This window comes from Georhizobium profundi (genome assembly GCF_003952725.1).
Taxonomy (GTDB): Bacteria; Pseudomonadota; Alphaproteobacteria; order Rhizobiales; family Rhizobiaceae; genus Georhizobium; species Georhizobium profundi.
In genome coordinates this window covers 1829747-1853907 of record NZ_CP032509.1, presented here as the reverse complement: position 1 = coordinate 1853907, position 24161 = coordinate 1829747, and the positions used below count along the sequence as shown (strand labels likewise).

25 protein-coding genes are annotated in these 24161 nt (G+C 62.1%); 4 read left to right on the top strand and 21 right to left on the bottom strand.

The genetic code is table 11. The features are described 5' to 3' along the window. Positions 1-46: 46 nt before the first annotated feature. The 6 genes from ilvC to D5400_RS08605 all read right to left on the bottom strand — a co-directional run bounded on the left by ilvC (position 47) and on the right by D5400_RS08605 (position 6259). On the bottom strand, positions 47-1066 hold the full coding sequence (gene ilvC / locus D5400_RS08630; protein ID WP_126009567.1) for a ketol-acid reductoisomerase: 1020 nt from the start codon (positions 1064-1066) through the stop codon (positions 47-49). A 5-nt stretch (positions 1067-1071) separates the two neighbouring features. Next, entirely contained in the window at positions 1072-1743 is a 672-nt protein-coding gene (locus D5400_RS08625; RefSeq protein WP_126009565.1) for a TetR/AcrR family transcriptional regulator, read from the bottom strand. A gap of 99 nt (positions 1744-1842) precedes the next feature. Then, a complete protein-coding gene (gene hldE / locus D5400_RS08620) occupies positions 1843-3270 on the bottom strand; it encodes a bifunctional D-glycero-beta-D-manno-heptose-7-phosphate kinase/D-glycero-beta-D-manno-heptose 1-phosphate adenylyltransferase HldE (protein WP_205665540.1) in 1428 nt (475 codons plus the stop codon). A gap of 57 nt (positions 3271-3327) precedes the next feature. Next, positions 3328-4332 (bottom strand): lipopolysaccharide heptosyltransferase RfaC, encoded by a 1005-nt coding sequence (gene rfaC, locus D5400_RS08615; protein ID WP_126009561.1) that lies wholly within the window; start codon positions 4330-4332, stop codon positions 3328-3330. Continuing rightward, positions 4329-5372, bottom strand: coding sequence for a lipopolysaccharide heptosyltransferase II (gene waaF / locus D5400_RS08610; protein WP_126009559.1), 1044 nt, complete (start codon positions 5370-5372; stop codon positions 4329-4331). Before waaF ends, rfaC begins: the two co-directional genes overlap by 4 nt. 140 nt (positions 5373-5512) lie before the next feature. Further along, on the bottom strand, positions 5513-6259 hold the full coding sequence (locus D5400_RS08605) for a pyridoxine 5'-phosphate synthase (RefSeq protein ID WP_126009556.1): 747 nt from the start codon (positions 6257-6259) through the stop codon (positions 5513-5515). Positions 6260-6378: 119 nt separating this feature from the next. Between D5400_RS08605 and D5400_RS08600 the strand changes: the two genes are divergently transcribed. Next, positions 6379-7557, top strand: coding sequence for an alkane 1-monooxygenase (locus D5400_RS08600; protein ID WP_126009554.1), 1179 nt, complete (start codon positions 6379-6381; stop codon positions 7555-7557). Here the strand turns inward: D5400_RS08600 and D5400_RS08595 are convergent, their stop codons facing one another. The 6 genes from D5400_RS08595 to D5400_RS08570 all read right to left on the bottom strand — a co-directional run bounded on the left by D5400_RS08595 (position 7558) and on the right by D5400_RS08570 (position 12544). After that, positions 7558-8685, bottom strand: coding sequence for an ATP-dependent DNA helicase (locus tag D5400_RS08595; protein ID WP_126009552.1), 1128 nt, complete (start codon positions 8683-8685; stop codon positions 7558-7560). It abuts the gene before it with no gap. Between the two features lie 3 nt (positions 8686-8688). Further along, positions 8689-9078, bottom strand: a complete 390-nt coding sequence (locus tag D5400_RS08590; protein WP_245451487.1) for a type II toxin-antitoxin system VapC family toxin — start codon at positions 9076-9078, stop codon at positions 8689-8691. Beyond that, positions 9078-9323 carry a type II toxin-antitoxin system VapB family antitoxin gene (locus D5400_RS08585; RefSeq protein WP_126009550.1) on the bottom strand — a complete coding sequence of 82 codons (246 nt, stop codon included), beginning with the start codon at positions 9321-9323 and terminating at the stop codon, positions 9078-9080. The genes D5400_RS08590 and D5400_RS08585 overlap by 1 nt, the downstream gene beginning before the upstream one ends. Before the next feature lie 72 nt (positions 9324-9395). Next, positions 9396-9989: a LysE family translocator gene (locus tag D5400_RS08580; protein ID WP_126009548.1), complete on the bottom strand. Its 594-nt coding sequence runs from the start codon at positions 9987-9989 to the stop codon at positions 9396-9398. Positions 9990-10090: 101 nt separating this feature from the next. Further along, on the bottom strand, positions 10091-10660 hold the full coding sequence (ilvN, locus tag D5400_RS08575; protein ID WP_126009546.1) for an acetolactate synthase small subunit: 570 nt from the start codon (positions 10658-10660) through the stop codon (positions 10091-10093). 60 nt (positions 10661-10720) lie between these two features. Continuing rightward, positions 10721-12544, bottom strand: a complete 1824-nt coding sequence (locus tag D5400_RS08570) for an acetolactate synthase 3 large subunit (RefSeq protein WP_126009544.1) — start codon at positions 12542-12544, stop codon at positions 10721-10723. 310 nt (positions 12545-12854) lie between these two features. Between D5400_RS08570 and D5400_RS08565 the strand changes: the two genes are divergently transcribed. After that, positions 12855-14840, top strand: coding sequence for an ATP-binding protein (locus D5400_RS08565; RefSeq protein WP_126009542.1), 1986 nt, complete (start codon positions 12855-12857; stop codon positions 14838-14840). Positions 14841-14900: 60 nt separating this feature from the next. Here D5400_RS08565 and D5400_RS08560 read toward each other — a convergent pair whose 3' ends face one another. Then, positions 14901-15680: a GGDEF domain-containing protein gene (locus D5400_RS08560; RefSeq protein ID WP_126009540.1), complete on the bottom strand. Its 780-nt coding sequence runs from the start codon at positions 15678-15680 to the stop codon at positions 14901-14903. Positions 15681-15754: 74 nt separating this feature from the next. Beyond that, positions 15755-16651: a tRNA (adenosine(37)-N6)-dimethylallyltransferase MiaA gene (gene miaA / locus D5400_RS08555; protein WP_126009538.1), complete on the bottom strand. Its 897-nt coding sequence runs from the start codon at positions 16649-16651 to the stop codon at positions 15755-15757. Positions 16652-16674: 23 nt separating this feature from the next. Here miaA and serB point away from each other — a divergent pair, with 23 nt between their 5' ends. Together serB and D5400_RS08545 are read left to right on the top strand one after the other, a co-directional pair. Further along, the gene (gene serB, locus D5400_RS08550; protein WP_126009536.1) at positions 16675-17562 is read left to right on the top strand and encodes a phosphoserine phosphatase SerB; all 888 of its coding nucleotides are present in this window, start codon (positions 16675-16677) and stop codon (positions 17560-17562) included. After that, entirely contained in the window at positions 17559-18134 is a 576-nt protein-coding gene (locus D5400_RS08545) for a GNAT family N-acetyltransferase (RefSeq protein WP_126009534.1), read from the top strand. Before serB ends, D5400_RS08545 begins: the two co-directional genes overlap by 4 nt. A 33-nt stretch (positions 18135-18167) precedes the next feature. Here D5400_RS08545 and D5400_RS08540 read toward each other — a convergent pair whose 3' ends face one another. The 7 genes from D5400_RS08540 to D5400_RS08510 form a co-directional block, all read right to left on the bottom strand. Further along, a complete protein-coding gene (locus D5400_RS08540) occupies positions 18168-19679 on the bottom strand; it encodes a DegQ family serine endoprotease (RefSeq protein WP_126009532.1) in 1512 nt (503 codons plus the stop codon). 94 nt (positions 19680-19773) lie between these two features. After that, positions 19774-19959: a DUF2065 domain-containing protein gene (locus D5400_RS08535; protein WP_126009530.1), complete on the bottom strand. Its 186-nt coding sequence runs from the start codon at positions 19957-19959 to the stop codon at positions 19774-19776. 9 nt (positions 19960-19968) lie between these two features. Then, the gene (gene hflC, locus D5400_RS08530; RefSeq protein ID WP_126009528.1) at positions 19969-20994 is read right to left on the bottom strand and encodes a protease modulator HflC; all 1026 of its coding nucleotides are present in this window, start codon (positions 20992-20994) and stop codon (positions 19969-19971) included. Continuing rightward, a complete protein-coding gene (gene hflK, locus D5400_RS08525) occupies positions 20994-22121 on the bottom strand; it encodes an FtsH protease activity modulator HflK (RefSeq protein WP_126009526.1) in 1128 nt (375 codons plus the stop codon). The genes hflC and hflK overlap by 1 nt, the downstream gene beginning before the upstream one ends. Before the next feature lie 163 nt (positions 22122-22284). Beyond that, on the bottom strand, positions 22285-22734 hold the full coding sequence (locus D5400_RS08520; protein ID WP_404864485.1) for a dihydrofolate reductase: 450 nt from the start codon (positions 22732-22734) through the stop codon (positions 22285-22287). Positions 22735-22799: 65 nt separating this feature from the next. Further along, on the bottom strand, positions 22800-23594 hold the full coding sequence (locus D5400_RS08515; protein ID WP_126009522.1) for a thymidylate synthase: 795 nt from the start codon (positions 23592-23594) through the stop codon (positions 22800-22802). A 95-nt stretch (positions 23595-23689) separates the two neighbouring features. Continuing rightward, the gene (locus D5400_RS08510) at positions 23690-24148 is read right to left on the bottom strand and encodes a YHS domain-containing (seleno)protein (RefSeq protein ID WP_205665539.1); all 459 of its coding nucleotides are present in this window, start codon (positions 24146-24148) and stop codon (positions 23690-23692) included. Between the last annotated feature and the right edge of the window lie 13 nt (positions 24149-24161).

Here is a 24161-nt window from a genome sequence, read left to right as displayed (position 1 = left end):
GCAATTGTTCGGCGGCCGATTTAACGACCGCCCTCAAGGCAACGAATTAATTGCGTGCCTTGTCGACGAGCGCGTTCGACTTGATCCACGGCATCATGCCACGCAGCTTTTCACCGACTTCTTCGATCTGGTGGCTGTCGTTGACGCGGCGGATGCCCTTGAAGCGCGCGCCGCCCGAACGGTATTCCTGCATCCATTCCGACGTGAAGCGGCCGGACTGGATGTCCTTCAGCACGCGCTTCATCTCGGCCTTCGTCTCATCCGTGATGATGCGCGGACCGGTGACGTACTCGCCCCACTCGGCGGTGTTGGAGATCGAGTAGTTCATGTTCGCGATGCCGCCCTCGTAGATCAGGTCGACGATGAGCTTCACTTCGTGCAGGCACTCGAAATAGGCCATTTCCGGTGCGTAACCGGCTTCGACCAGCGTCTCGAAACCAGCGCGGATCAGTTCGACCAGACCGCCGCAGAGAACGACCTGCTCACCGAAGAGATCGGTTTCGCACTCTTCCTTGAAGTTCGTCTCGATGATGCCCGAGCGGCCGCCGCCGACGCCGCAGGCGTAGGACAGCGCGAGATCAAGCGCATTGCCCGATGGGTTCTGGTGAACGGCGACCAGGCACGGCACGCCGCCGCCCTTCTGGTACTCGCCACGAACCGTATGGCCGGGGCCCTTCGGCGCGACCATGAGAACGTCGACGCTCGACTTCGGCTCGATCAGGCCGAAATGCACGTTGAGGCCGTGCGCGAAGGCAATAGCAGCGCCATCGCGGATGTTGCCGGCGATGTGGTCGCGGTAGATGTCGGCCTGCAGTTCGTCCGGCGTCGCCATCATCATCAGGTCGGCCCAGGCGGCAGCTTCGGCGACCGACTTGACCTGGAAGCCATCGGCTTCGGCTTTCTTGACCGTTGCGGAGCCTTCGCGCAGCGCGATCACGACGTTCTGTGCGCCGGAATCCTTGAGGTTCAGCGCATGTGCGCGGCCCTGGGACCCGTAGCCAATGATGGCGACATTCTTCGACTTGATGAGATTGAGATCGGCGTCGCGATCGTAATAGACACGCATTGGGGTCATCCTTCCCTTGGTTGATCTTTGTAATTGGCAACCCTGTTCGCGGTTCCGAATAGGGCAAGAAACTGATCGACCGCCAAGGCGGCATCCCGCGCGATGCGATCTTCAGTCATGTCGATCCGGTCGCCGAGCAGCAGCCGGATCTGAACGTCGCGGGCAACGAGCCCGAAAAAGGTCTGGAACGCGGCTTCGGCATCGGCAAAGGCAAGCAGGCCGCCTGCCCTTCCGGCCTCCAGCATCGGCTTCATGCGACGGCCGAGCGCGAAGCGGCCGTTTTCTAGCACGATCGCCCCAAGCCGGCTGCGCTCGGAGCCGGCATGGCTGATGGCCACGCGGTTCAAGGCAACGGATCGCGGGCCGGAGATGACCCGAAGCCAGCTTGCTGCGTAGTCAGTCAGGTGCATCTTGAGCGAAGAGGCGTCCAGACCGCCCGCCTCGGCATTGGCGATATGGACGCGCGAGGCCTGACGCTGCACGGCAGCCGTCAGCAGACCGTCCCGGTCGCCGAACCACTTGTAGAGCGTTTCCTTGGAGCAGCTTGCCCGGCGCGCGACGGCGGTCATGGTGACGGCGTCGCCGCTCTGGACGAGCAGCGCAAGCACGGCATCGAGCACGTCGCGTTGCCGCTCCGTCCAGTCCGCCTCCCGCTCCATAACCGCTGCTTGTTGCATAATCCTACCGTACCGTACGTTACGGTTCGGCTCTAAGGCGCTACGGTTGGCGTGTCAAGCGGACGCCGACCATCACCCTCGAATTTTGGAGGAGAGCGCTTAGTCCTGGCGGCCCGAGCGACCGCGGATCGCCTCGACGATGGCGGTCGTGGAACAATTGTCCAGATGAGACAGCACGCGGACCTCGCCTCCATAGGCACGCACGATTTCGCCGCCGACCACCTGATCGAGCGAATAATCGCCGCCCTTCACCAGGATGTCGGGCCGCACCTTCTCGATCAGCGGCGTCGGCGTGTCGTCTTCGAAGGCCACGACCCAGTCGACCGATTCCAGCGCGCTCAACACAACCATGCGCCGATCGAGCGTGTTGACCGGCCGCGACGGGCCCTTGAGCCGCTTGACCGAAGCATCGCTGTTGATCGCGACGACGAGACGGTCGCCGAGCGCGCGCGCCTGTTCGAGATAGCCGACATGACCCGCATGAAGGATGTCGAAACAGCCATTGGTGAAAACGATGCGCTCGCCCGCTGCCTTCGCGTCGGCAATCGCCGCGACCAGTTGCTCCTCGCTGACGGCGCCGCGATCGTGCTCGCGCTGCGCGCTGATCGCGCGGCGCAGTTCCGGGCCGCTGACAGCGGCAGTGCCGAGCTTGCCGACCGCGATACCGGCAGCGACATTCGACAGGCCGACGGCAGCGACGAGGTCCTCGCCGGCGCCAAGTGCTGCGCCGATGGTCGAAATCACCGTGTCGCCTGCGCCGGTCACATCGTAGACCTCGCGCGCCTGCGTGGGGAAATGCACGGGCGCCTCGCCGCGCCTGAGCAAGGTCATTCCGCTCTTGCCGCGGGTAACCAGCAGTGCGCCGAGTTCGAGTTGCTCGACCAGCGCGCGCGCCTTTTCGAGCAGCACCTGCTCGCTGCCGCAATGGCCGACGACAGCCTCGAATTCAGCGAGATTGGGCTTGAGCAGCGAGGCGCCTCGATAACGCTCGAAATCGACGCCCTTTGGATCGACGAGCACGGAGCATCCCTTGGCTCGGGCGGCAGTGATGAGGGCCTGAATGTCGCTGAGCGTCCCCTTCCCATAGTCGGACAGGATGACCACCGAAGCGCTATCCAAGGCATCGCCGAGCGCACCGGCGATCGCGGGAGCATGCACATCGGCAAACCTGTCTTCAAGATCGAGCCGGATCAGCTGCTGGTTGCGCGCGATGACGCGCAGCTTGACGATCGTGCGCTCTTTTTCCACGCCGATGAGCCGGCAGGCGACCCCGGCGGCCTCAAGTTGCCCGGCAAGCGCCTCGCCCGGCTCATCGCGACCGACAAGGCCGATGAGCGAAGCCGCGCCGCCGAGCGCCGCAACGTTGAGCGCCACATTGGCCGCCCCGCCCGGACGGTCTTCCGTCGCGGCGACGCGCACCGCCGGCACCGGCGCCTCCGGCGAGATCCGGGTTGTTTCGCCCATCCAGTAGCGATCGAGCATGACATCGCCAACAATGAGAACGCGGGCGCTGTCGAAGCGCGGCATGGAGAGTTGCATCTTGTAACCGTGACCTTGTTGGCGAATTCGCGCTGGCTGAGCGCTTTAACGCGCTTCTTCGCTCTTTAGAAGCCGATCGAGCGTGGACAGCACGATCTCCGGTGTCAGAGGAGCAAAGATTGCGGGATCGACGTCGCGACCCGAAGGCTGGAAATGTCGGGCTTCAAGGCAGACCTGTCGCTCGCCATAACCGCCGACAAGCCCCGGATCCGTCGGACCGAACAGCACGACATTGGGTCGCCCAAGCGCCGCTGCCAGATGGGAAAGACCCGTATCCACCGACACGATGCCCGCCGCCTGCGACAGGACCTGAGCAATGGTGGTGAGCGATGAGCGCGGCAGGACTTCGACCATCGGACCGGCCGATGCCAGCCGCTCCGCACGCGCTTGCTCCGCAGCATTCCCCCAGACCAGCTTGATCCGAAACCCTTCAGCAAGCGCAAGCGCGATCAGCTCCGCCCAGTAAACCTCCGGCCAGTGTTTCTCGTGGCGCGTGGTGCCGTGCAGGAAGACGAGATAGGGCACACCCTCGGCATCCGCACTGGTCGGCACTTCTATGCCGTAGCGCCCGCGCCCCTCCGGCATCCTGTAGCCGATGGCGCCAGCAAAGAGACGTCGCGTCCGGTCGACTGCATGGACGCCCTTCGGGACTACAATTCCTCGGTCGTAAAAGAGCGCTGCCGCCGGTTCGCGTGCCGACGCCCTGTCCATGCCGAACCGCTTGCCTTTTGCCAGCCTTGTGGCGAGCAGCGTGCTTTTCAGCAAGCCTTGAGCGTCGATGACGGCGTCGTAGCGCTCGGCAGCCAGCGCCGTGCGATAGCGTCCCCATTCGCCCGAACTGAACGCTTTCAGGGGAGCCTTGCGCCAACGCCTGATAGCGACCGGGATGACCTTTCGAACGCTCGGGTGCCAGGCCGGGACTTCATGAAAAGCCTCTTCGACGACCCAATCGAACACGATCCCCGGCAACGCCTCCGCTGCATCGGTGAGCGCCGGGAGCGTATGGATCACATCGCCCATCGAGGATGTCTTGACGACGAGCACCTTCATGAGGCGGTGGCCGAAAGATTGGGCAGCGCGGCAAGCACCCTGTCCGCGCCGAGATCGCGCATGCATCTGTGATGGCCGAGCGGACATTCACGCTTGAAGCACGGGCTGCATTCGATGCCGAGTTGCACAGTGCTGGCCCGCGAACTCAGGGGCGGGGTGAAAAACGGCGAGGTCGAGCCGTAGACCGCAACAAGCGGCCGATCGAGCGCAGCAGCAACATGCATGAGCCCGGAATCGTTGGAGATGACGGCATCCGCAAGGCCGAGCAGATCGATCGCCTGTCCGAGCGTCGTCGCGCCGGCAAGGTTGAAGATCTGCGCGCGCAAGTGTTCCGGCACGGTGGCAATCACCGCCTCACCGACGGCCCGGTCTTTCGCCGAGCCGAAGATCCACACCTGATGGCCCTCTTCCAGCAACCGTGTTGCAGTCTCCGCATAATGCGTTTCGGGCCAGCGCTTCGACGGTCCGAATTCGGCGCCGGGGCAGAGCGCCAGCACGGGCCTCTCGACGGCGAGGCCGAATTGGGCGAGTGCGGCAGCCGGATCTTGCCGGACCAATCGAGGCTCCGGATGCGGCGCGGGAAAATCGGTCGCAGCGCCGATGCGATCCTTGTCGAAAGCGAGCGCATTGAACCGGTCGACCATCAGCGGCAAGGCCGCCTTGTCCAGCCTGCGCATGTCGTTGATCAGGCCATAGCGGCTTTCGCCCCGCCAGCCGGTACGCACCGGGATGCCGGCGAAGAACGGTACGAGCGCGGACTTCAGCGAATTCGGCAGCAGGATCGCCTGATCGTAAGCTTCCTGCGCAAGCGTGCGGCCAAGCTTGAAGCGCGCGCCGACACCGAGCTGGCCATGGGCGAGATCCATGCCGATCGATCGGTCGACTTCGGGCATCCGCGCCAGGAGCGGCTCGCTCCATTTTGGCGCAGCGACATGAAGCTCGACGCCTGGCCGCGTGGCCTTCAGCGTCATGAACAGGCTCTGCGCCATCACCATGTCCCCGACCCAGGCGGGGCCTATGATCAGGATCTTTTCGGGCATGAGCGTTCGGTTCTCCGGCGTCCCGGGCAAAGGACCGGCGACCAGGATGAGGCCGCTGGACCGCAGCCCGCACCGCGTGCAGGCTTTCGTCGGCGCCTCATAGCATTTGGCAGGCGTGAGGCAAATCGAAGCCTTTTCGGCTAGCCCCGGCAAGCCTCAACGAAGCGGCGCACGGTTTCCTTCATGCCGTATTCCAGCGCATCCGCGGTAAGACCGTGACCGATGGAGACCTCGGCCAGATGGGGAATGCGCCGCACAAGAGGCGGCAGGTTGGCGACCGTCAGATCATGCCCGGCATTGACGCCGAGCCCGAGCGCCTTCGCCGCATCGGCAGTTTTTCCAAGCAGTTCCAGCTCCTTGGCAGCGCGATCGGAATCATCGTGGCAACCGCCGTAGGGTCCCGTGTAAAGCTCGATACGCGCAGCGCCTGTTGCCTTGGCCAGCGCCACGCTTTCTTCGTCGCCATCGCCATCGGCAAAGAGCGACACCTGCATGCCCTTGCGATTCAATCTCTCCACGATCGGCGCCAAATCATTGTGCAGCTTGCGAAAATCCCAACCGTGATCGGACGTCGCCTGGCTCGGATCATCCGGAACCAGCGTCACCTGCTCCGGCTCGATCCGCTCGACGAGGTCAAGGAAATCGTCGGTCGGATAGCCTTCAATATTGAACTCGGCTTCCGGAAACTCGTCATCGATCAGCGCGCGCAGATCCGGCAGATCGGAAAAACGGATGTGGCGTTGGTCGGGACGCGGATGAACCGTCAGCCCATGCGCCCCGGCCTGAAGCGCGATGCGACCGAGATGCGTGACGCTCGGCCATGGTAAATCGCGCCGATTGCGCAGCATCGCGACGGCATTGAGATTGACCGAAAGCTTGGTGGACATGGGCTGCTCCGCTGCACTGCTTCTTGGTGTCTTAGTCGGATGATCGCATCCCAACAACCCGCTTGGTTGCCGCACCGTTTCAGCGTATTTTTGCCGGATCGCGGCGGAGGGTGGCGTGCGTGATCTTCGTTTCAAGCAGGAACGGCAGAGAGGGCATCGAGTACCGGGACACGAAACGCCATCTCTGGCTGATTTCGGTCGTCGCGCCCATCGTCCCGGGCTTTGGCGCCGCGATGCTGATGCTCACCGGCAATCTCGCTTGGGCAGCGTTCGCCATCGTCTTCTATTACGTCGTATTGCCCATCGCCGACACGATCGTCGGTGAGGACCCGAACAACCCTCCCAAGGAGATCGTCGAAAAGCTGTCGACGGACAATTTCTACCGCGTCCTGCTCTACCTTTCGATCCCTATCTATTACGCCAGCTTCCTTTTGTCAGCGGTCGCCATCGGCACGATGACCCTACCCTGGTGGGCCTTTCTACTCGTAACGCTCGGCGCTGGCATATCATCGGGCACAGCGCTTACCGTCGGTCATGAGCTCGGTCACAAGAACAGCGGCGCCGATCGGTGGGCTGCGCGGTTCATCACCGCGCTCACCGGTTACGGCCATTTCTGCATCGAGCACATTCGCGGCCACCATGTGCATGTCGCGACATTCGAAGATCCGGCGTCGGCACGGCTTGGCGAAAGCCTTTTCCGCTTTGCGCTGCGCGAACTTCCGGGCACCGCCCGCCGCGGTTGGGCGTTGGAGCGCGAACGGCTGGCGCGCAAGGGCCTTCCGGTGTGGTCGTCGCGAAATGAAGTTCTGCAGGGCTACGCGATCACGGCGCTGACCGCGCTGATCCTGATCGGGCTGTTCGGCTGGATCATGGTGCCGTTTCTCCTGCTCCACCACCCCATCGGCTGGTTTCACCTGACCATGGCGAACTATGTCGAGCACTATGGGCTGCTGCGGCAAAGGCGCCCCGACGGTCGTGTGGAACCGTGCCAGCCGCGTCATTCCTGGAACACGAACCACATCATCTCCAACCTGATGCTGTTCCACCTGCAGCGCCACTCAGACCATCACGCCAACCCGATGCGACCCTATCAGGCACTCCGCGACTACGAGGATCTGCCGCGGCTTCCCGTCGGCTACGCCGGCTGCTTCGTGCTTGCCGCCTGCCCGCCCGTTTGGTTCGCCATCATGGACAAGAAGGCGCTGGCCTGGGCGGATGGTGACCTGACGAGACTGAACGTCGACCCGAAATGGCGCAGCTGGTATGAGCGCAGGCACGCACAACCGGCCGCAGCCTGATCACCGCACGATCGTCAGGCGTTCCGCTGCCCGTGTGATTGCCGTGTAGAGCCAGCGCTCGCGGGTTTCGCGGAAGGCGAAGCTTTCGTCGAACAGCACGACGTTGTTCCACTGCGAGCCCTGCGCCTTGTGCACCGTCAGCGCATAGCCATAGTCGAAATCATCGAAGCGCTTCTTCGTCGACCAGGGGATGTCCGCGTCGGGATCCTCAAAGGCTGCCTTCAGAAGCCGGATCTTGGCGGAGCCACGATCCATATCGTCGTCTTCCGGCTTGATGAGGAGATTGATGCCGGGCTTGGTCGTCTCCTTCGACGACGTCATCACGGCCCAGAGCGAGCCATTGAGCAAGCCCTTGGCCTGGTCGTTGCGCAGGCAGACGAGCTTGTCGCCCGATTGAGGATGAGCCGCCGTGAAGCCTTTCAGTTCCCGGAGCCGCTGATTGTAACGCCGCCGCGTCCGATTGACGCCGAGAAGCACTTGGTCGGCCTCAAGCACGAGATCCGTCGTCACATCGGATTTCGAAATGATCTTCGCAGTACCCCAGTCGCCATGCATCAGTTCGCGGCCTTCGCGCACATGCATGGCGAGCGTGATGATCGGGTTGTCGCGCGCCTGCCGGTGGATTTCCGTCAGCAGAAAATCCGGCTCGTGATCGGTGAAGAACCCACCCCCGGTGATCGGCGGCAACTGGCCGGGATCGCCGAGAACGAGGATCGGCACGCCGAAGCTCATCAGATCCTTGCCGAGCGCCTCGTCGACCATCGAGCATTCGTCCACCACGATCAGCGCGCATTTCGCGATCGGGCTTTGCCGATTGATGGAAAACATCGGCGAGATCGAGGTCTTGCCGGTCTCTTCGTTCTCGACTTCTTCCTCGCCGCGGGGCCGATAAATCAAGGAATGGATGGTCTTGGCATTTGAAGCGCCGCGCGAGCGCAGCACCTGCGCGGCCTTGCCGGTAAACGCGGCGAACTGCACGTCGCCATCCACATGCTCGGCGAAATGGCGCGCGAGCGTCGTCTTGCCGGTGCCCGCATATCCAAAGAGCCGGAAGATCGGCGAGCGGCCTTCCTTCAGCCAGCGCGCGACAGCCTTGAGGGCTTCGTCCTGTTGGGGTGCAAATTCCATCGATCAGGCAAGATCGGTCTGGGCGAAATCATCGCCCTTGTAAAGGAGCGGCATCCCTGCCCGCTTGGCCATCGCGTAAGAAAAGCAATCGCCCATGTTGAGCCGGGCGGGATGGCCAGAGCCTTTTCCAAAACGGCCATGGGCATCCACCAATCCGGGCAACAAAGAGCGATCGACGCTCTCGATGCTCATATTCAGCCGGCTCACAAATTCATCCACCATGGCAATGGCTGTTTCAAGCCCACCCAGCCGTTTGGAAAGGGCGAGAACAGCCTCGAACAGAGCGACCGTCGAGCTGACGCAGCTTACAGCTTGATCAAGCCGCCCCACAAACTCGTCTCGATCCGGTTCGTTTCCCAGTATAGCGACGATGACCGAAGCATCCACGAACATCAGTCGCCCTCCTGGCCCCACAGCTCATCATAAAATGCCTTATCCGGCTCCGGTCCGGTCTTCGGCAGAGCATCAATCTCGTCGAAAAGCGGCTTCAGGCGTTCCATGAGGGGAATTTTCTGACGCTCCCGCTTCAACTCGTTCTCGACGGCCTCGCGCACAGCCTCGGTGATGCCGATGCCGCGTTTCGTGGCCAACTCCCGCACGAGCTGATCGGTTTTCGGATCGCGGATGTGAAAAGCCATGGCATCGCCCTTCGTCTAGACGTTCAGCACTATCATCTAGACAAAAAGAACACAAGAAGAACGATTTTGCGGCTATCTCAGCATCGGCCAGATCGAAAGGGCGAGCAGGATGCCCATGGAAATGTTGAACCATTTCAGGCGGACAGGGTCCGACAAAAACTGCCGTAGCATCTGGCCGAACGCCGTCCACGCCGTCACGCTCGGCACGCTGACGAGCGAAAACACGAACACGACGATCAGCATCGAGAGAAAGGGCGCTTCGATCGTCGTATAGACGGCAACGCCGGAGACCGAGGCAACCCACGCCTTCGGGTTGACCCACTGGAAGGCCGCGGCCTGCAGGAAGGTGAGCGGCTTGGCGGAGCCATCCGCCGTCGCCACGGTGCGGCTGGATGCGATCTTCCAAGCGAGATAGCACAGATAGCCGGCGCCCGCGATTTTGAGTGCCGTGTGCAGCCAAGGGAATATGGTCAGCAGCGTGCCGAGCCCGAGGCCGACCGCCATGATCAGGACCATGAAGCCGACGCAGACCCCGAGCATATGCGGGATCGTGCGGCGAAAGCCGAAATTGACGCCCGACGCCATGAGCATGATGTTGTTCGGCCCAGGCGTCATGGACGAGACGAATGCGAAGGTGGAAAGCGCTATGAACGTCTCGATCGGCATGTCGGCTCCCTGAAAGCGCAAGGCCTAGCGCCCCCTCGCCTCCCACGTCCAATTCCAAGCGGTGAAGCAGCAATCACCTTCCGTGATCGCTGCACCACATTTCAATCGTCCAGACCGCGGTTCATCGCAGCGATCCCGGTGCGGCAGACTTCCATCAGCCCGAGCGGCCGCATGATGGCGATGAACTGCTCGATCTTCGAGACACGCCCGGTGATCTCGAAGATGAAGTGCTCGATATTGGCGTCGATGACACGCGCGCGGAACGCATCGGCAAGGCGCAGTGCCTCCATGCGGTCCTGCTCGCGCCCACGCACCTTCAAAAGCGCCAATTCGCGCTCCAGCGGTTTTTCATGGCCGAGTTCGCGTGCCCGTACCGTCAGGTCCCTGACGCCGTGGACCGGCACGATGCGCTCGAGCTGCGACTTGATCTGCTCCAGCACGTGCGGTGTGCCCCGCGTCACGATCGTGATGCGCGACAGATGAGCCTCATGCTCGGTTTCCGAAACCGTCAGGCTTTCGATGTTGTAGCCCCGGCCGGAAAAGAGCCCGATGACGCGCGCGAGAACGCCCGGCTCGTTGTCCACCAGTACCGAAAGCGTGTGGGTCTCAACCGCCTCGGTCTCCTTCTGGATGAAATAGGCCGAGCCGGTGGGTTGCTGCTGTGCGTTCATTGCGCTGGTCTCTTTGCTGCCGTGCTATTTCTAAAAAAGCGATTACCGATCAAGTCTGTACTAAACCAGCGAGCGCCCTTCCGCGCTGATGGCATTGGCGACGGCCTCGTCGGTGGCTTCGTCCGGCAGAAGCATCTCGTTGTGCGGCTTGCCCGACGGGATCATCGGGAAGCAATTGGCGAGGTTTGCGACACGGCAATCGAAGATGACCGGGCGCTTGACGTCGATCATTTCCTGGATCTTGTCGTCGAGTTCCGCCGGCTTTTCCGCCCGGATGCCGACGCCGCCATACGCTTCAGCAAGCTTCACGAAGTCGGGCAGCGCCTCGGTATAGGAGTTGGACAGGCGGTTGCCATGCAGCAGCTGCTGCCACTGGCGCACCATGCCCATATACTGATTGTTCAGGATGAAGATCTTGATCGGTGCATTGTACTGCACCGCGCAGGACATTTCCTGCATCGTCATCAGAACCGAGGCATCGCCGGCGATGTCGATGACGAGCGCGTCCGGATGCGCGATCTGCACGCCAAGCGCTGCCGGCAGGCCGTAGCCCATCGTGCCGAGACCACCCGACGTCATCCACCGGTTCGGCTTCTCGAAGCCGTAGAACTGCGCCGCCCACATCTGATGCTGGCCTACTTCGGTAGTGATGTAGGTGTCGTGGCTCTTCGTCAGCTCATAGAGCCGCTGAACCGCATATTGCGGCATGATCACGTCGCTGTTCGGCTTGTAGGCCAACGAGTTGCGCGCGCGCCACTTCGTGATCTGCGTCCACCACGACTTCATGGCCTCCGGGTCGTTCTTCTTGGAAGACGCCCGCCACAGCCGCACCATGTCTTCGAGAACTAGCCCGACATCACCAAGGATCGGGATGTCGACATGGACGTTCTTGTTGATCGACGAAGGGTCGATATCGATGTGGATCTTCTTGGAGTTCGGCGCGAATGCATCGAGCCGGCCGGTGATGCGGTCGTCGAACCGGGCACCGACGCAGACCATGACGTCGCAATCATGCATCGCCATGTTGGCCTCATAGGTGCCGTGCATACCAAGCATGCCCATCCAGTTCTCGCCGGACGCGGGATAGGAGCCGAGCCCCATCAGCGTCGACGTGATCGGGAAATTGGTCAGCTTGACCAGTTCGCGCAGGAGATGGCTGGCTTCCGGACCCGAATTGACGACACCGCCGCCCGTGTAGAGCATTGGCTTCTTGGCCGAGGCCATCAGTTCGATCGCCGCCTTGATCTGGTTCAGATCGCCCTGGATGCGCGGCTTGTAGCTCTTCTGCTCGATGACAGGCGAAGGCGCGTGGTAGGTGCCCTTGGCGAACTGGACGTCCTTCGGGATGTCGACGACGACCGGGCCGGGGCGGCCGGTCTTGGCGATGCGGAACGCCTCGTGAAGGACCTTGGCAAGCTCGTTGACGTCTTTGACCAGCCAGTTGTGCTTGGTGCAGGGACGCGTGATGCCAACCGTATCGCATTCCTGGAAAGCGTCCGAACCGATCAGCGTGGTCGGAACCTGGCCGGTGATGCAGACGAGCGGGATCGAATCCATCAGCGCATCCTGAAGCGGCGTCACCGCATTCGTCGCACCCGGACCCGACGTGACCAGCATGACGCCGACCTTGCCGGTCGATCGCGCGTAGCCTTCAGCCGCATGGCCGGCACCCTGCTCGTGACGCACCAGAATGTGCTGAACGTCGTCCTGCTGGAAGATCTCGTCGTAGATCGGGAGGACGGCACCACCCGGATAACCGAAGATGTGCTCGACACCGTTATCGCGCAGCGCCTGCAGCACGATTTCCGCACCGGTCATCTCCTGGCCTGCCGCATCCTGTCGCCGTGTCGCCTGCGCCGGCGCGTCCTTGGTCGTTACGTTCATGGGTCTCGCTCCCGTCCTGTCGTCTGCGTCCGCTTCACCGCCCGCATCCGGGCATAAAAAAAGGCCCCTTGAGGAGCCTCGTTTGCGCATGGGTGGCTGTCGCCGGGTGGTTACACCACCCTGCCCATGCGCCTTCCCACCACGATAAGAATATGTCTGATCATGACCGTCTCGTAACCGTAAACTGCGCGACCGTCAACTGAACGCCGCGGATTTCAAACTGAGACATGCATTCTGTACGAATCGGCACAACCAAATCTTAACAGCCCGTTGTTAGGCTTGCAGTCTTTCGAAGTGGTTGCGGGGCACGATGGATCTCAGTCACACACCCCGGATGGAAGATGCCGCGCTCAAGGATCGACGAGGCCGTGGTGATCCCCGAGAAAGAATGCTCGGCCGTGTCGTCTCGTGCAATGGCGCCCGGGCCACGATTTCTGCCATCGCTGAAAACGGCGAAGTCGCGCTTGCGGAACTCTGGTCGGTCGGCCGGCTGATTTCCATCAGCGTCGGCGAAAGCCGCATCGTCGCGCTCGTCTACTCCATGAATTCGCCCGCCGAATGCTGGCAGTCGGACGCCGACAATATCCTGCATTTCGAAGTCGAACTCGTTGGCGAGATCCGCAACAGCCCCGATCACAAACCGATCTTCATGGCCGGCATCTCCAACTATCCCTATCTCGGCGCGATCGCTCACCGCATCCGTGCTGCCGATCTTGCGGCAATCTACGACAGCGGCCGAAGCGACAGCGTTGTCATCGGCAAGCTGACCCAGGACGAGACGATGGACGCGGCAGTGCACGTGCCCTCGCTTCTCAACCGCCATTTCGCCGTCGTCGGCACTACGGGCGTCGGCAAATCCTCCGCCGTGTCACTGCTGTTGACCAAAGCGATCGAGACGACGCCCGATCTGCGTGTTCTCATTCTCGATCCGCACAATGAGTTCGCCGCAGCGTTCCCCGATACGTCGATCGTCATCGACACCGAGACGCTGGACCTGCCCTTTTGGCTGTTCCGGCTTGATGAATTTACCGAGGTTCTCTTCCGCGGCCGTCCTGGCATTCCGGAGGAAATGGATTTTCTCCGCGAACTCATTCCCGATGCCAAGCGCGCCTTCCGGGGGGGCCCGGACAATGGCCTTTTCCGTCGTGCGACGGACCGCTCGTCGCTGACCGCCGATACGCCCGTGCCTTACCGCATGGCTGATCTTCTCGCGCTGATCGACGAGCGCATAGGGCGGCTCGAAGGTCGAAGCGACAAGCCGCACCTGCGTTCGTTGAAGATGCGCATCATGTCGGCGATCAACGATCCGCGCTTTCATTTCATGTTCTCCACCAACACGATCAACGACACGATCGTGGAGACGATGAGCCATATTTTCCGCATTCCGGGAAATGGCCGGCCAATCAGTTGCTTCCAGCTTGCCGGCATTCCCTCGGAAGTCGTGAATTCCGTCGCATCGGTGCTGTGCCGCATGGCCTTCGAAATCGCGCTCTGGAGCGATGGCGGCATTCGCATCCTGGTCCTGTGCGAAGAAGCCCACCGCTACGTGCCGGCCGATCCCAATCTGGGTTTCGTGCCGACCCGCCAAGCGATCTCCCGCATCGCCAAGGAAGGCCGCAAATACGGCGTCAGCCTCGGCGTCGTGACGCAGCGTCCGGGCGAACTCGACCCGACGATCCTGTCGCAGTGCTCCACCGTCTTCGCAATGCGGCTTGCCAATGATCGCGACCAGGAAATCATCCGCTCGGCCATCGCCGATTCCTCGTCGTCGACAACGAGCTTTCTCTCCTCGATCGGCAATCGCGAGGCGATCGCGTTCGGTGAGGCTGTGGCCGTGCCGATGCGCATGATCTTCGAGCGCATTCCGGAACGCAGCCTGCCCAAGGCCAACGGCTCAACCAAATCTCAGGATGGGCAAGAAGCCGAACTCGATCTGCGCACGATCGTTCAGCGCATGCGCAACCTGTCGACCAATGAGGCAGCCGGCCTGACGGGTGCCCCGGTGCCCGAGTTCTTGCCGCAGGCCGGCGAACCGGCGGCCTATGCCGGCGGCCGGATGAGCCAGCCCGGCGACAATGCGTATGGCACGGCCCGCGCGGCTCCATCGCCCGCTCCTCTCCACCATGGCGAAGTGCAACGACCGGCGCCATCGCTGATGGATGACTCTCGCTACCGGGAACCGCAGCCTTCATTGGGCTCGCAGGATCCGGAAACCGCACCGCCGAGACCGACAAGCGGAGGCATTTCGCTGCGTGCGCAATTGCTGAAGAAGCCGCTGAGCTCTCTGCGCAAATAGGTCGATCGAGGCAGGACGAAACCTGCCTCGCGCTGCACCATCATTTATATTCTAAGAAGATCAGGCGCAGACGCGGTTGCGGCCCTGCCGCTTGGCTTCGTAAAGCTGCGCATCGGCGCGCTTGTAGAGATGCTCGCCGCTTTCCTGGCCATCCCACAATGCGACGCCGGCACTGACCGTAATGCGCAGGGTCACGTTTCCAGTGCCGACCTTCAGCGACCCGATCGCGGTGCGGACACGATCGGCAAGGCCGTAGAGCTGGCTTGAATTGACGTTCGGCGACAGGATAGCGAACTCTTCACCGCCGAGCCTGGCGACCACATCATGGTAGCGCGTGAAATCGGCGAGACATGCCGCGATCTGGCGCAGGACCTCGTCGCCCACATCATGGCCATGGGTGTCATTCACCTGCTTGAAATGATCGATGTCGAGCAGGATCATGCCCATCGGCTTTTCGATATCGCGAAACGCCAGGAGATACTCATTGAGGGCGTCATCGAAATAGCGGCGGTTGTAGAGGCCGGTCAGCGGATCTGTCACCGCCGCATATTCCAGCGTTTGCGACCGCGCGCTGAGAGACGCCGTCATCCGGCGCAGTTCACCTTGCTCGCGCAGGCCGTGCCAGATCATTGGATAGACGAGAAAAACACCGCAAACGATTGCCAGGCCAGCAAAGACGGCGCTGAGAAAGGTGAAGCGGTAGATCAGGTCGATGTCGGCGATCCGCGCCTGAGCGACGAACGAGTCCACATGCCGAAACGCGCTCCAGCTGAAAAACCCGGTCAATCCAATCAGGATGACCAGGAAAAAGAACAGCAGCTCTGCTTTGTGCAGACGCATCGGCCTAACGGACTCCTCTCGTGCCAGCGCTTTTAAAACTAAAGGCTACCGGCAGTTGGTTGTCTTAGGATTAATTACAGATCGACATTGCTAAGTGTCGGGCTGGAATTCCGGTGCCAGTCCTCAGAAAAGCGATTGCGGAACCACGTCGTCTGCCGCTTCGCATAGCGCCGTGTCGCCGCCGCACCCTGATGAATCGCGCTTTCGAGATCGAGGGTGCCACCAAGATGCGCGGCAAGCTCCGGCACGCCGATCGCCTTCATCGCTGGCATCGACGGATCAAGATGCAGGTCGAGCAGTCCTCGCACCTCATCCAGCGCGCCACCCTCGACCATCTGCCTGAACCGGCGATCGATGCGGTCGGTCAGAATGTCGCGCTCGGGCATCAGGAGAATGCGGCGGGTGTCCCCAGCATTGAGAACCGGCTCCCCGCGCGCTGCCTGCAGGACGCTGATCGACTTACCGGTCGCATCCAGAACTTCCAGTGCGCGTGCGATCCGCTGGCCGTCATTAGGCGAAAGGCGTGCCGCCGTCTCTCCATCTCTCAGTGCAAGCTCGCGATGCATGCCTGCCGGGCCGTTTGCCAGCAGCTCGGCGCGACGCGCCGTGCGGATTGGTTCGGGAATGTCCGGCATCGTCGCCAGCCCACCCAGGAGCGCCTCGAAATAAAGGCCCGTGCCGCCAATGACGATCGGGACTTTGCCGCGCGCATGCACATCGGCAATCACTTCGGCGGCCTCGCGCATCCACTCACCGGTCGAATAGGCCTGATCCGCCGGCCGGTGTCCATAGAGGCGGTGCTCCACCTGCTCGGTATCGGCCTGGCTCGGGCGTGCGGTGAGGACATGAAGCGCGCCATAGACCTGCATGGAATCGGCATTCACGACCACGCCGCCGATCCGCTCGGCCAGATCCAGCGCCAGCGCCGACTTGCCGCTGGCCGTCGGCCCCGCTATCAGGATCGCATCCATCTGTCCCCCGGAGTTCTGTATCGATGGCCCTTGTCGCCACGCTGATTGCTGCGCCCTCAAGGCCGGTCCTCACCCCGTCTCTCGCAGAAGCTGCTGCCGAGCGCCTCTCGGCTGCCGGCCTCTATTGGCTTGCCGACGGGATCGCCTGCGATATCGCATTGCGTGACGGACACGACAAGGCCGACGCCGAGTCCATTCTGGCTTCGATGATTGGTGATGCGCCGATCGATGTGGTCGTGCAGATCACCGAAACCCGTCGGAAAAGCCTCCTCCTGGCGGACATGGATTCCACGATGATCGGCCAGGAATGCATCGACGAGCTGGCCGACGAGCTCGGCCTGAAGGACAAGGTCGCGGCCATCACGGCACGTGCCATGAACGGCGAAATCGCGTTCGAGCCGGCACTGCGCGAACGCGTGGCGCTCCTGAAGGGCCTGCCGGTTTCGGTGGTCGAAAAGGTGATCGCCGAGCGTATCACGCTGACGCCCGGCGGCCGGGAACTGATCGCGACGATGAAGCACTATGGTGGCTACGCCGCGCTGGTGTCGGGCGGCTTCACCGCTTTTACCGGCCCCGTCGCCAACATGCTCGGTTTCGATGAGAACCGCGCCAATGTGCTCTTGGATGCCGATGGCCTTCTCGTCGGCGCCGTCCAGGAGCCGATCCTCGGCCAGCAGGCGAAGCTCGATGCACTTCTGGAACTCTGCGAGGCACGCGGCATCGAGACCGAAGATGCGATGGCCGTCGGCGATGGTGCGAACGATCTCGCCATGATCGAGCGGGCCGGCGCAGGCGTAGCACTTCACGCCAAACCCGCGGTCGCCGAGCGCGCGCGCCACCGCATCAACCACGGCGACCTCACCGCCCTCCTCTACATGCAGGGCTATCGGAAGACGGATTTCGTCACATGACGCCCATCGAGACCGACCGCCTCATCCTCCGCAATTGGGTCGACAGCGACCGCGCGCTCTTTCACGAGATCAACTCGGACGAAGCCGTCATGCGGTTCTTCGAGTTTCGGCGCAACCGCGCCGAGGCCGATGCGAAGATGGACGAGATCAGGGCGGAGATCGACGAGCTTGGCTACGGCTTCGGTGCGGTGACCGTGAAGGCGACAGGAGAGCCGATTGGGTTCGCCGGCATCAGGCCGTGCTCCAGCCTGCCCCACTATGCCGAGCAATGCGTTGAAATCGGGTGGCGGCTCGTCGAGCGGTCATGGCGAAAGGGTTATGCCAGCGAGGCGGCGCAGGCCTGGCTGCGATATGGTTTCGAGACCCTGCGCCTCGGCGAGATCATGTCCTACGCCGTCCACGACAATCATGCCTCCACCGGCGTGATGCGCAAGATCGGCATGCAGGCATTGCCGGAATACACGTTCGACTATCCCGGCATTCCGGATGAATTGGCGCATCTGCGCCGATGCGTCGTCTATCGCATCACCAGGGACGAGTGGGCCGAGCGTTGGACTAATTCCGGCTCCTGACGGCAGGCTCCCGTCGATCCTTCCGAACCCGGCTCAGTCCATTCGCAAAGTCACGAAACGCAGCGTTCCATCTGCCTGCGCCACCATCAACAGCGCGTTGCGACGCCCTTCTTCGCGCAGCTCGGAAATGCGCGCCTCGACATCCGCCGGCGTCGCCATAGTTTCCTGGGCGATCTCGACGATCACTTCGCCGGCGACGACACCCTTCTCTTCCGCTTCCGAACCTTCGGACACGTCAGCGATCAGCACACCGTTGACGGCGGCATCGATGCCGAAGGCGTCGCGCTGCTCATCATCCAATGCGCTGAGCGTCAGCCCGAGCACATCGAGCGTGGCGCTCTGCTCCTCCTCGCCATTCTCTTCGCCTTCGGTGCCGAGTTCGGCCTGTTCCTGACCGCTTTCCAGTCGACCCAGCGTAACCTCGACAGTCTGCTCCTCGCCATTGCGCAGGATCAGCACGTCGACCACGTCGCCCACCGGGCTTTCGGCCACGATGCGCGGTAGATCGCGCATGTCGTTGATGGGGCGACCATCAAATTCGAGAATGACGTCGCCGGGTTCAATCGTGCCGTCGTCGACCGGTCCACCGTTGATCACGCCCGCCACGAGGGCGCCGCGCGCGCGGTCCATGTCGAGGCTTTCCGCAATCTCGCTGGTCACTGGCTGGATTCGAACGCCGAGCCAGCCACGGCGAGTCTCGCCGAAATCGCGCAGCTGATTGATAACATTGACGGCAAGATCGGCGGGAACGGAAAAGCCGATGCCGATGGATCCACCGGTTGGCGATATGATCGCCGTGTTGATGCCGATGACTTCGCCGCGCATGTTGAACAGCGGGCCGCCGGAATTGCCCCGGTTGATGGCCGCGTCCGTCTGGATGAAGTCATCGTATGGGCCGGCATTGATGTCGCGGCCGCGTGCTGACACGATGCCGATGGAAACCGACCCGCCGAGACCGAACGGGTTGCCGATCGCCATGACCCAGTCGCCGATGCGCATGGCATCGGAATCGCCGAATTCGACATGGTCGAGCGGCTCGGCCGGCTCGACGCGCAACAGCGCGAGATCGGTTTGCGGATCGGTGCCCACGATTTCAGCCGAAAGCGAAGTGCCGTCGGCGAAATTCACCTCGATGTCGTCGGACTGCTCGATCACGTGATTGTTGGTGACGATCAAGCCGTCAGCGGAAATGACGAAGCCTGATCCGAGGGAATTGACGCGGCGGGAGCGCGGAACCGGCGGCGTCTGCCCGTTTTCCTCACCGAAGAAATCGTTGAAGAAATCCTCGAAGGGAGACCCCTCCGGAATTTGCGGCATCGGCGATGACTCGTCGTCGCTGACGCGCTGCGATGTCGAAATGTTGACGACGGAATCGAGAAGGCCTTCCGCAAGGTCCGCCACCGAGGCAGGGCCATCGACGGGTGCGCGCGGCGGAACGGGGTCCGCCATTTCCTGCGCTGCGACGGGGCTCGCAAGAATCGAGACGGCTGCGAGAAGCGAGAGCGAACGCGCCCATCTCGATGCTACGCTGATCGTGTGGGTCATTGCCGCCTTCTCCCTGCGATTGCATCCGGCGAGCCTGCCGGTTGCATGGGTATAATAGTTCATTCCGCCGCGGCGGAAATAGGGCTTCGTCGCGTCAGCCGCGAACAAGCCAGATCACAAAGACGCCTGCAGCAAGCGCCACAATACCGGAAAGCCGGAGCGTCTGATCAGACAGCTCCGGCAATCGTTCGGCCATTTTACGCATGGCGGTGGGGGCTGCAGCATAGACCAGACCCTCGATGACGAGGACGAGGCCTATGCCGACGAGCAGATCGCTCATTTTGCCCGTTTACTCGGTCGCGCCTGTCGAAGGCTCGATTGCGACCGGCGGTGTCGACGGCTGAGGCGCTGCGGCGGCATCGCCCGCAGCATCCGCACCTTCGTCGGCAGGCTGCGTGACAGGCTGCTGGGCGCCGCTGGCGACGGGAACCGTGCCGCCGGACGCATCGCGGAAGTAGCGGAAGAACTCCGAATCCGGCGACAGCACCATGGTCGTGTCCGAGTCCTGGCTCAGCGAAACCGCATACGCCGACATCGAGCGATAGAAATCGAAGAAGTCTTCGTCGCGCGAATAGGCTTCGGCGTAGATGCGGTTTCGTTCCGCGTCGCCCTCACCTCGAAGGATTTCGGAGTCACGGGTCGCTTCCGAAACGATCTCGACGACCTGACGATCGGCAACGGCACGCAGACGCTGCGCCCCTTCCCGACCGCGGGCGCGGATCAGTTCTGCTTCGGCCAGACGCTCGGCGATCATGCGCTCGTAGGTCTGCTGAGAGACCTGCTGCGTCAGGTCGGTCCGGCGGATACGGACGTCCTCGATGCGAAGACCCAGATTCTCGGCGTCCGTGCGAAGCTGCGAAGCGACTTCGTCCATCATGGATTGCCGCTCTTCGGAAAGAGCCGCTTCGAAGCCGCGGAGACCGTAGGCCCGACGCAGAGCTGAATCGAGACGCGTTCTCAGACGGGCTTCCGCCGAAACGATGTCGGCCGATACTGCCTGGCGGAAACGCTCGGCGTCCTGGATGCGGTAAACGACGAAGGCGTCGACATCGTAGAACGCACCACCGGAGACCTGAACGCGGATGTCGTCCAGATCGAAGCGCATGGCGCGGTCTTCGACGAACTGTACCGTGTCGGCACCGGCGAAAGTGAACGGCAGTTTGAAATACAGACCAGGCTCGGTGTGCACCGCGCGAATTTCACCGAAGCGGGCGACGATGGCCTGCTCGCGCTCGTTCACGACGAAGATGGACGAGAACACCGCGAAAACGACGACCGCCAGGACGATAATGATAGCGGGAAGCTTGTTGCCCATTACTGGTTCCCTCCCTGATTTTGCGACTGCTGTGCCTGGCGATTGACCTCAGGCAGCGGCAGATAAGGAACCACGCCCTGACCACCGGTCTGCTCGACGATGAACTTGTTGGAATCGCGGAACACGTTTTCCATCGTTTCGAGGAACATGCGCTTGCGGGTCACTTCCGGTGCGGCAGCATATTCATTGTAGATCGACACGAAGCGCTGCGCTTCACCTTCTGCAGCATTCACGACCTGATCGCGATAGGCTGCGGCCTCTTCGCGAACCTGGGCGGCCTGACCGCGTGCCTGACCGAGTTGCTGGTTCGCATACTGGTTAGCCTCTTCGACGAAACGATCTTCGTCCTGCTCGGCGCGCTGCACTTCATCGAACGCATCGGCCACTTCACGCGGCGGCGCCGCGTCTTCGATCGAAACGGTGTTGACGGACATGCCGGAGCCATAACGATCCATCGTCACCTGAATGACATCGGTGACTTCCATAGCGATCGCTTCACGATTGTCACGGAAAACGTCTTGTGCAGGACGGCGACCGACGATCTCACGCATGGCGCTTTCGGCAACCTGGCGCAGGGTTTCTTCCGGGCGCTGCAGGTTGAAGAGATAGGCCGCGGGGTCGGTCACCGAATAGAGAACCGAGAACTGGACATCGACGATGTTCTGGTCGCCCGTCAGCATCAGGCCCTGCGTGCTGTTGGCCTGATCGCCACCGCCCACGTTGATCTGGCGCTCGACGATCGTGGCGCGCTCAACCGTTTCGAAAGGCCAGAAATGGAAGTGCAGGCCGGGCATGGACATTTCGTCCTTGGGAGCACCAAAGCGAAGCTCGATGCCGCGCTCATCCGGCTGGACGGTGTAGATCGATTGGAAAAGCCACAGCGCGACGAGACCGACGCCGATCAGACCGAACAGGGCTGGGCTTGGCCCGCCGCCGCCCGGGATCGCGTTCTTCAGTCGATCCTGGCCACGCCGAATAATTTCTTCGAGGTCTGGCGGACGATTGCCGCCACCGCCGCCGCCACCATTGGGACGTTGAGGCCCCTGACCCCATGGGCCCTGGTTGTTGCCTCCTCCTCCACCGCCGCCCCAAGGGCCGCCGCCGCCATTCTGATTACTCCAGGGCATTCAGTCCTCATTCTGTTGGAAGCGTCATGCCGGCTGTTGGGAACAACACGCCGGAACACGCATTTTTATCGTTATGTCTCAAATGCGTTATAGGTGTGACTGGCCGCGCTTTCAACGCGGGGGGCCAACGGCTACAGACGATTTCGGCCGCCAAGCGCAGTGTCTAGCGCTGCTTGCGACGGTAAACCGCATAGCGTGTCGGCTCTGAATCCGACGGCCCGACGGGAATGGAAACCTCTTCCAGACACTCCCAGTCTTCGGCATCGATGTCCGGAAAGTGGGTATCGCCCTCCGGCATCGCTTCCACATGGGTCACATGCAGGCGGTCGACATAGGGCAATGCGTGATCATAGATCTCGCCGCCGCCGATGATGAAGATTTCGTCGGCGCGTTCGGAATGGGCAACCTGGCGGGCAAGGCGCAGAGCCTCGCGCATGTCGCCTGCACGGGTCACACCTTCGGCATGGAACGCGTCGTCCCGCGTCATGACGATATTGGTGCGGCCCGGTAGCGCGCGCCCGATCGTTTCATAGGTGCGACGCCCCATAATGATGGGTTTGCCCATCGTCAGCGATTTGAACCGCTTGAGATCGGTCGACAACCGCCAAGGCATTTCGCCCGAGCGGCCGATGACGCCGTTCGAAGCTACGGCCACGATGATGGAAACGATCGGATCGGTCACACGGCGACCTTTGCGCGGATGTGCGGATGTGGATCGTAGCCCGACAGGGTGAAATCCTCGAAGGTGAAGGCGAAGACATCATCGACGCTCGGATTGAGCTCCATCTTCGGCAATGTCCGCGGCGCCCGCTGCAGCTGCTCGCGCGCCTGCTCGAAATGATCCGAATAAAGATGCGCGTCGCCGAGCGTGTGAATGAAATCGCCGGGCTTCAGTCCGCAGACCTGCGCGATCATCATCGTCAACAGCGCATAGGAAGCGATGTTGAACGGCACACCGAGGAAGATGTCGCCGGACCGTTGATAAAGCTGACAGGACAGCCTGCCCTCCGCCACGTAGAACTGGAACAGGCAGTGACAGGGCGGCAAAGCCATTTCGTCGACTAGCGCCGGATTCCAGGCCGAGACGATCAGGCGGCGCGAATTGGGGTTCGTCTTGATCTGGTGAATGACGTTGGCGATCTGGTCGACATGCCCGCCATCGGGCTTAGGCCAGGAGCGCCACTGATAGCCATAGACCGGGCCAAGATCGCCATTCGCGTCCGCCCAGGCATCCCAGATCGAAACGCCATTTTCCTTGAGGTAGGCGATGTTGGTGTCGCCCTTGAGGAACCAGAGCAGCTCATGGACGATCGATTTCAGATGCAGCTTCTTCGTCGTCAGCAACGGGAAGCCTTCGGCAAGATCGTAGCGCATCTGGTAGCCGAACACGGCACGCGTTCCGGTTCCGGTGCGATCCATGCGATCGACGCCGATCTCCAGCACGTGCTCGAGAAGATCCTGATACTGCTTCATGCCACTCACCGCAGGTCGCTTGTCGGGCGCCGACTATAGAAGCTCAGCGCCTTGAAAGCACGAATTCGCGCGATGCCATCAACAGGAAAGCAAAATCACTTCGAAAGCGTCGGCCAGTTCGTCTGCGCCGAGCGCACATAGCCGGGGATATCGCTCTGCCAGGTCCGCTGAACGCCGCGGCTGTAATTGAGATAGAGCCGCCCATCGACGATGTCCCAGACTTCGGGCTCGCCTTTCGCGGTGTAGCCTTCAGCTACCGCATAAGCACAATAGCCCCCAAATTGCGGTGCATAGCGATCCGGATCGGCGCTGAATGCCTGCCGATTTTCGACAGTCGCGAAGTGGAAGATAGCGCCCTCATGCGTGAGCGCAATCGACGGATCGCCACGTCGGGCCTGGCCTTCGGTGAAATAGGCAACGGGGTCATAGCCGCCGACCGCGACACCGTCGACCAGGCCGGTAAACCAGCGATCGACCTTCTCTGCCTGCGCCTTCGGCATCAGCGGCCACAAGGCAGCGGCGGTCAAAACAGCAAGCAGCATGCGACGCTTCATCAAGACATCCATC

Coding starts and splice junctions, on each gene's coding strand:
- D5400_RS08585 (WP_126009550.1), bottom strand. CDS start 9,323: ATGGCTTTTCACATCCGCGATCCGAAAACCGATCAGCTCGTGCGGGAG.
- serB (WP_126009536.1), top strand. CDS start 16,675: ATGGCCCTTGTCGCCACGCTGATTGCTGCGCCCTCAAGGCCGGTCCTC.
- D5400_RS08560 (WP_126009540.1), bottom strand. CDS start 15,680: ATGCGTCTGCACAAAGCAGAGCTGCTGTTCTTTTTCCTGGTCATCCTG.
- hldE (WP_205665540.1), bottom strand. CDS start 3,270: ATGCCGCGCTTCGACAGCGCCCGCGTTCTCATTGTTGGCGATGTCATG.
- miaA (WP_126009538.1), bottom strand. CDS start 16,651: ATGGATGCGATCCTGATAGCGGGGCCGACGGCCAGCGGCAAGTCGGCG.
- D5400_RS08545 (WP_126009534.1), top strand. CDS start 17,559: ATGACGCCCATCGAGACCGACCGCCTCATCCTCCGCAATTGGGTCGAC.
- D5400_RS08520 (WP_404864485.1), bottom strand. CDS start 22,734: ATGCCTTGGCGGTTGTCGACCGATCTCAAGCGGTTCAAATCGCTGACG.
- D5400_RS08595 (WP_126009552.1), bottom strand. CDS start 8,685: ATGGAATTTGCACCCCAACAGGACGAAGCCCTCAAGGCTGTCGCGCGC.
- ilvC (WP_126009567.1), bottom strand. CDS start 1,066: ATGCGTGTCTATTACGATCGCGACGCCGATCTCAATCTCATCAAGTCG.
- D5400_RS08565 (WP_126009542.1), top strand. CDS start 12,855: ATGGATCTCAGTCACACACCCCGGATGGAAGATGCCGCGCTCAAGGAT.
- D5400_RS08515 (WP_126009522.1), bottom strand. CDS start 23,594: ATGAAGCAGTATCAGGATCTTCTCGAGCACGTGCTGGAGATCGGCGTC.
- D5400_RS08510 (WP_205665539.1), bottom strand. CDS start 24,148: ATGAAGCGTCGCATGCTGCTTGCTGTTTTGACCGCCGCTGCCTTGTGG.
- waaF (WP_126009559.1), bottom strand. CDS start 5,372: ATGCCCGAAAAGATCCTGATCATAGGCCCCGCCTGGGTCGGGGACATG.
- hflC (WP_126009528.1), bottom strand. CDS start 20,994: ATGGGCAACAAGCTTCCCGCTATCATTATCGTCCTGGCGGTCGTCGTT.
- D5400_RS08580 (WP_126009548.1), bottom strand. CDS start 9,989: ATGCCGATCGAGACGTTCATAGCGCTTTCCACCTTCGCATTCGTCTCG.
- D5400_RS08540 (WP_126009532.1), bottom strand. CDS start 19,679: ATGACCCACACGATCAGCGTAGCATCGAGATGGGCGCGTTCGCTCTCG.
- ilvN (WP_126009546.1), bottom strand. CDS start 10,660: ATGAACGCACAGCAGCAACCCACCGGCTCGGCCTATTTCATCCAGAAG.
- D5400_RS08535 (WP_126009530.1), bottom strand. CDS start 19,959: ATGAGCGATCTGCTCGTCGGCATAGGCCTCGTCCTCGTCATCGAGGGT.
- D5400_RS08625 (WP_126009565.1), bottom strand. CDS start 1,743: ATGCAACAAGCAGCGGTTATGGAGCGGGAGGCGGACTGGACGGAGCGG.
- rfaC (WP_126009561.1), bottom strand. CDS start 4,332: ATGAAGGTGCTCGTCGTCAAGACATCCTCGATGGGCGATGTGATCCAT.
- hflK (WP_126009526.1), bottom strand. CDS start 22,121: ATGCCCTGGAGTAATCAGAATGGCGGCGGCGGCCCTTGGGGCGGCGGT.
- D5400_RS08605 (WP_126009556.1), bottom strand. CDS start 6,259: ATGTCCACCAAGCTTTCGGTCAATCTCAATGCCGTCGCGATGCTGCGC.
- D5400_RS08590 (WP_245451487.1), bottom strand. CDS start 9,078: ATGTTCGTGGATGCTTCGGTCATCGTCGCTATACTGGGAAACGAACCG.
- D5400_RS08570 (WP_126009544.1), bottom strand. CDS start 12,544: ATGAACGTAACGACCAAGGACGCGCCGGCGCAGGCGACACGGCGACAG.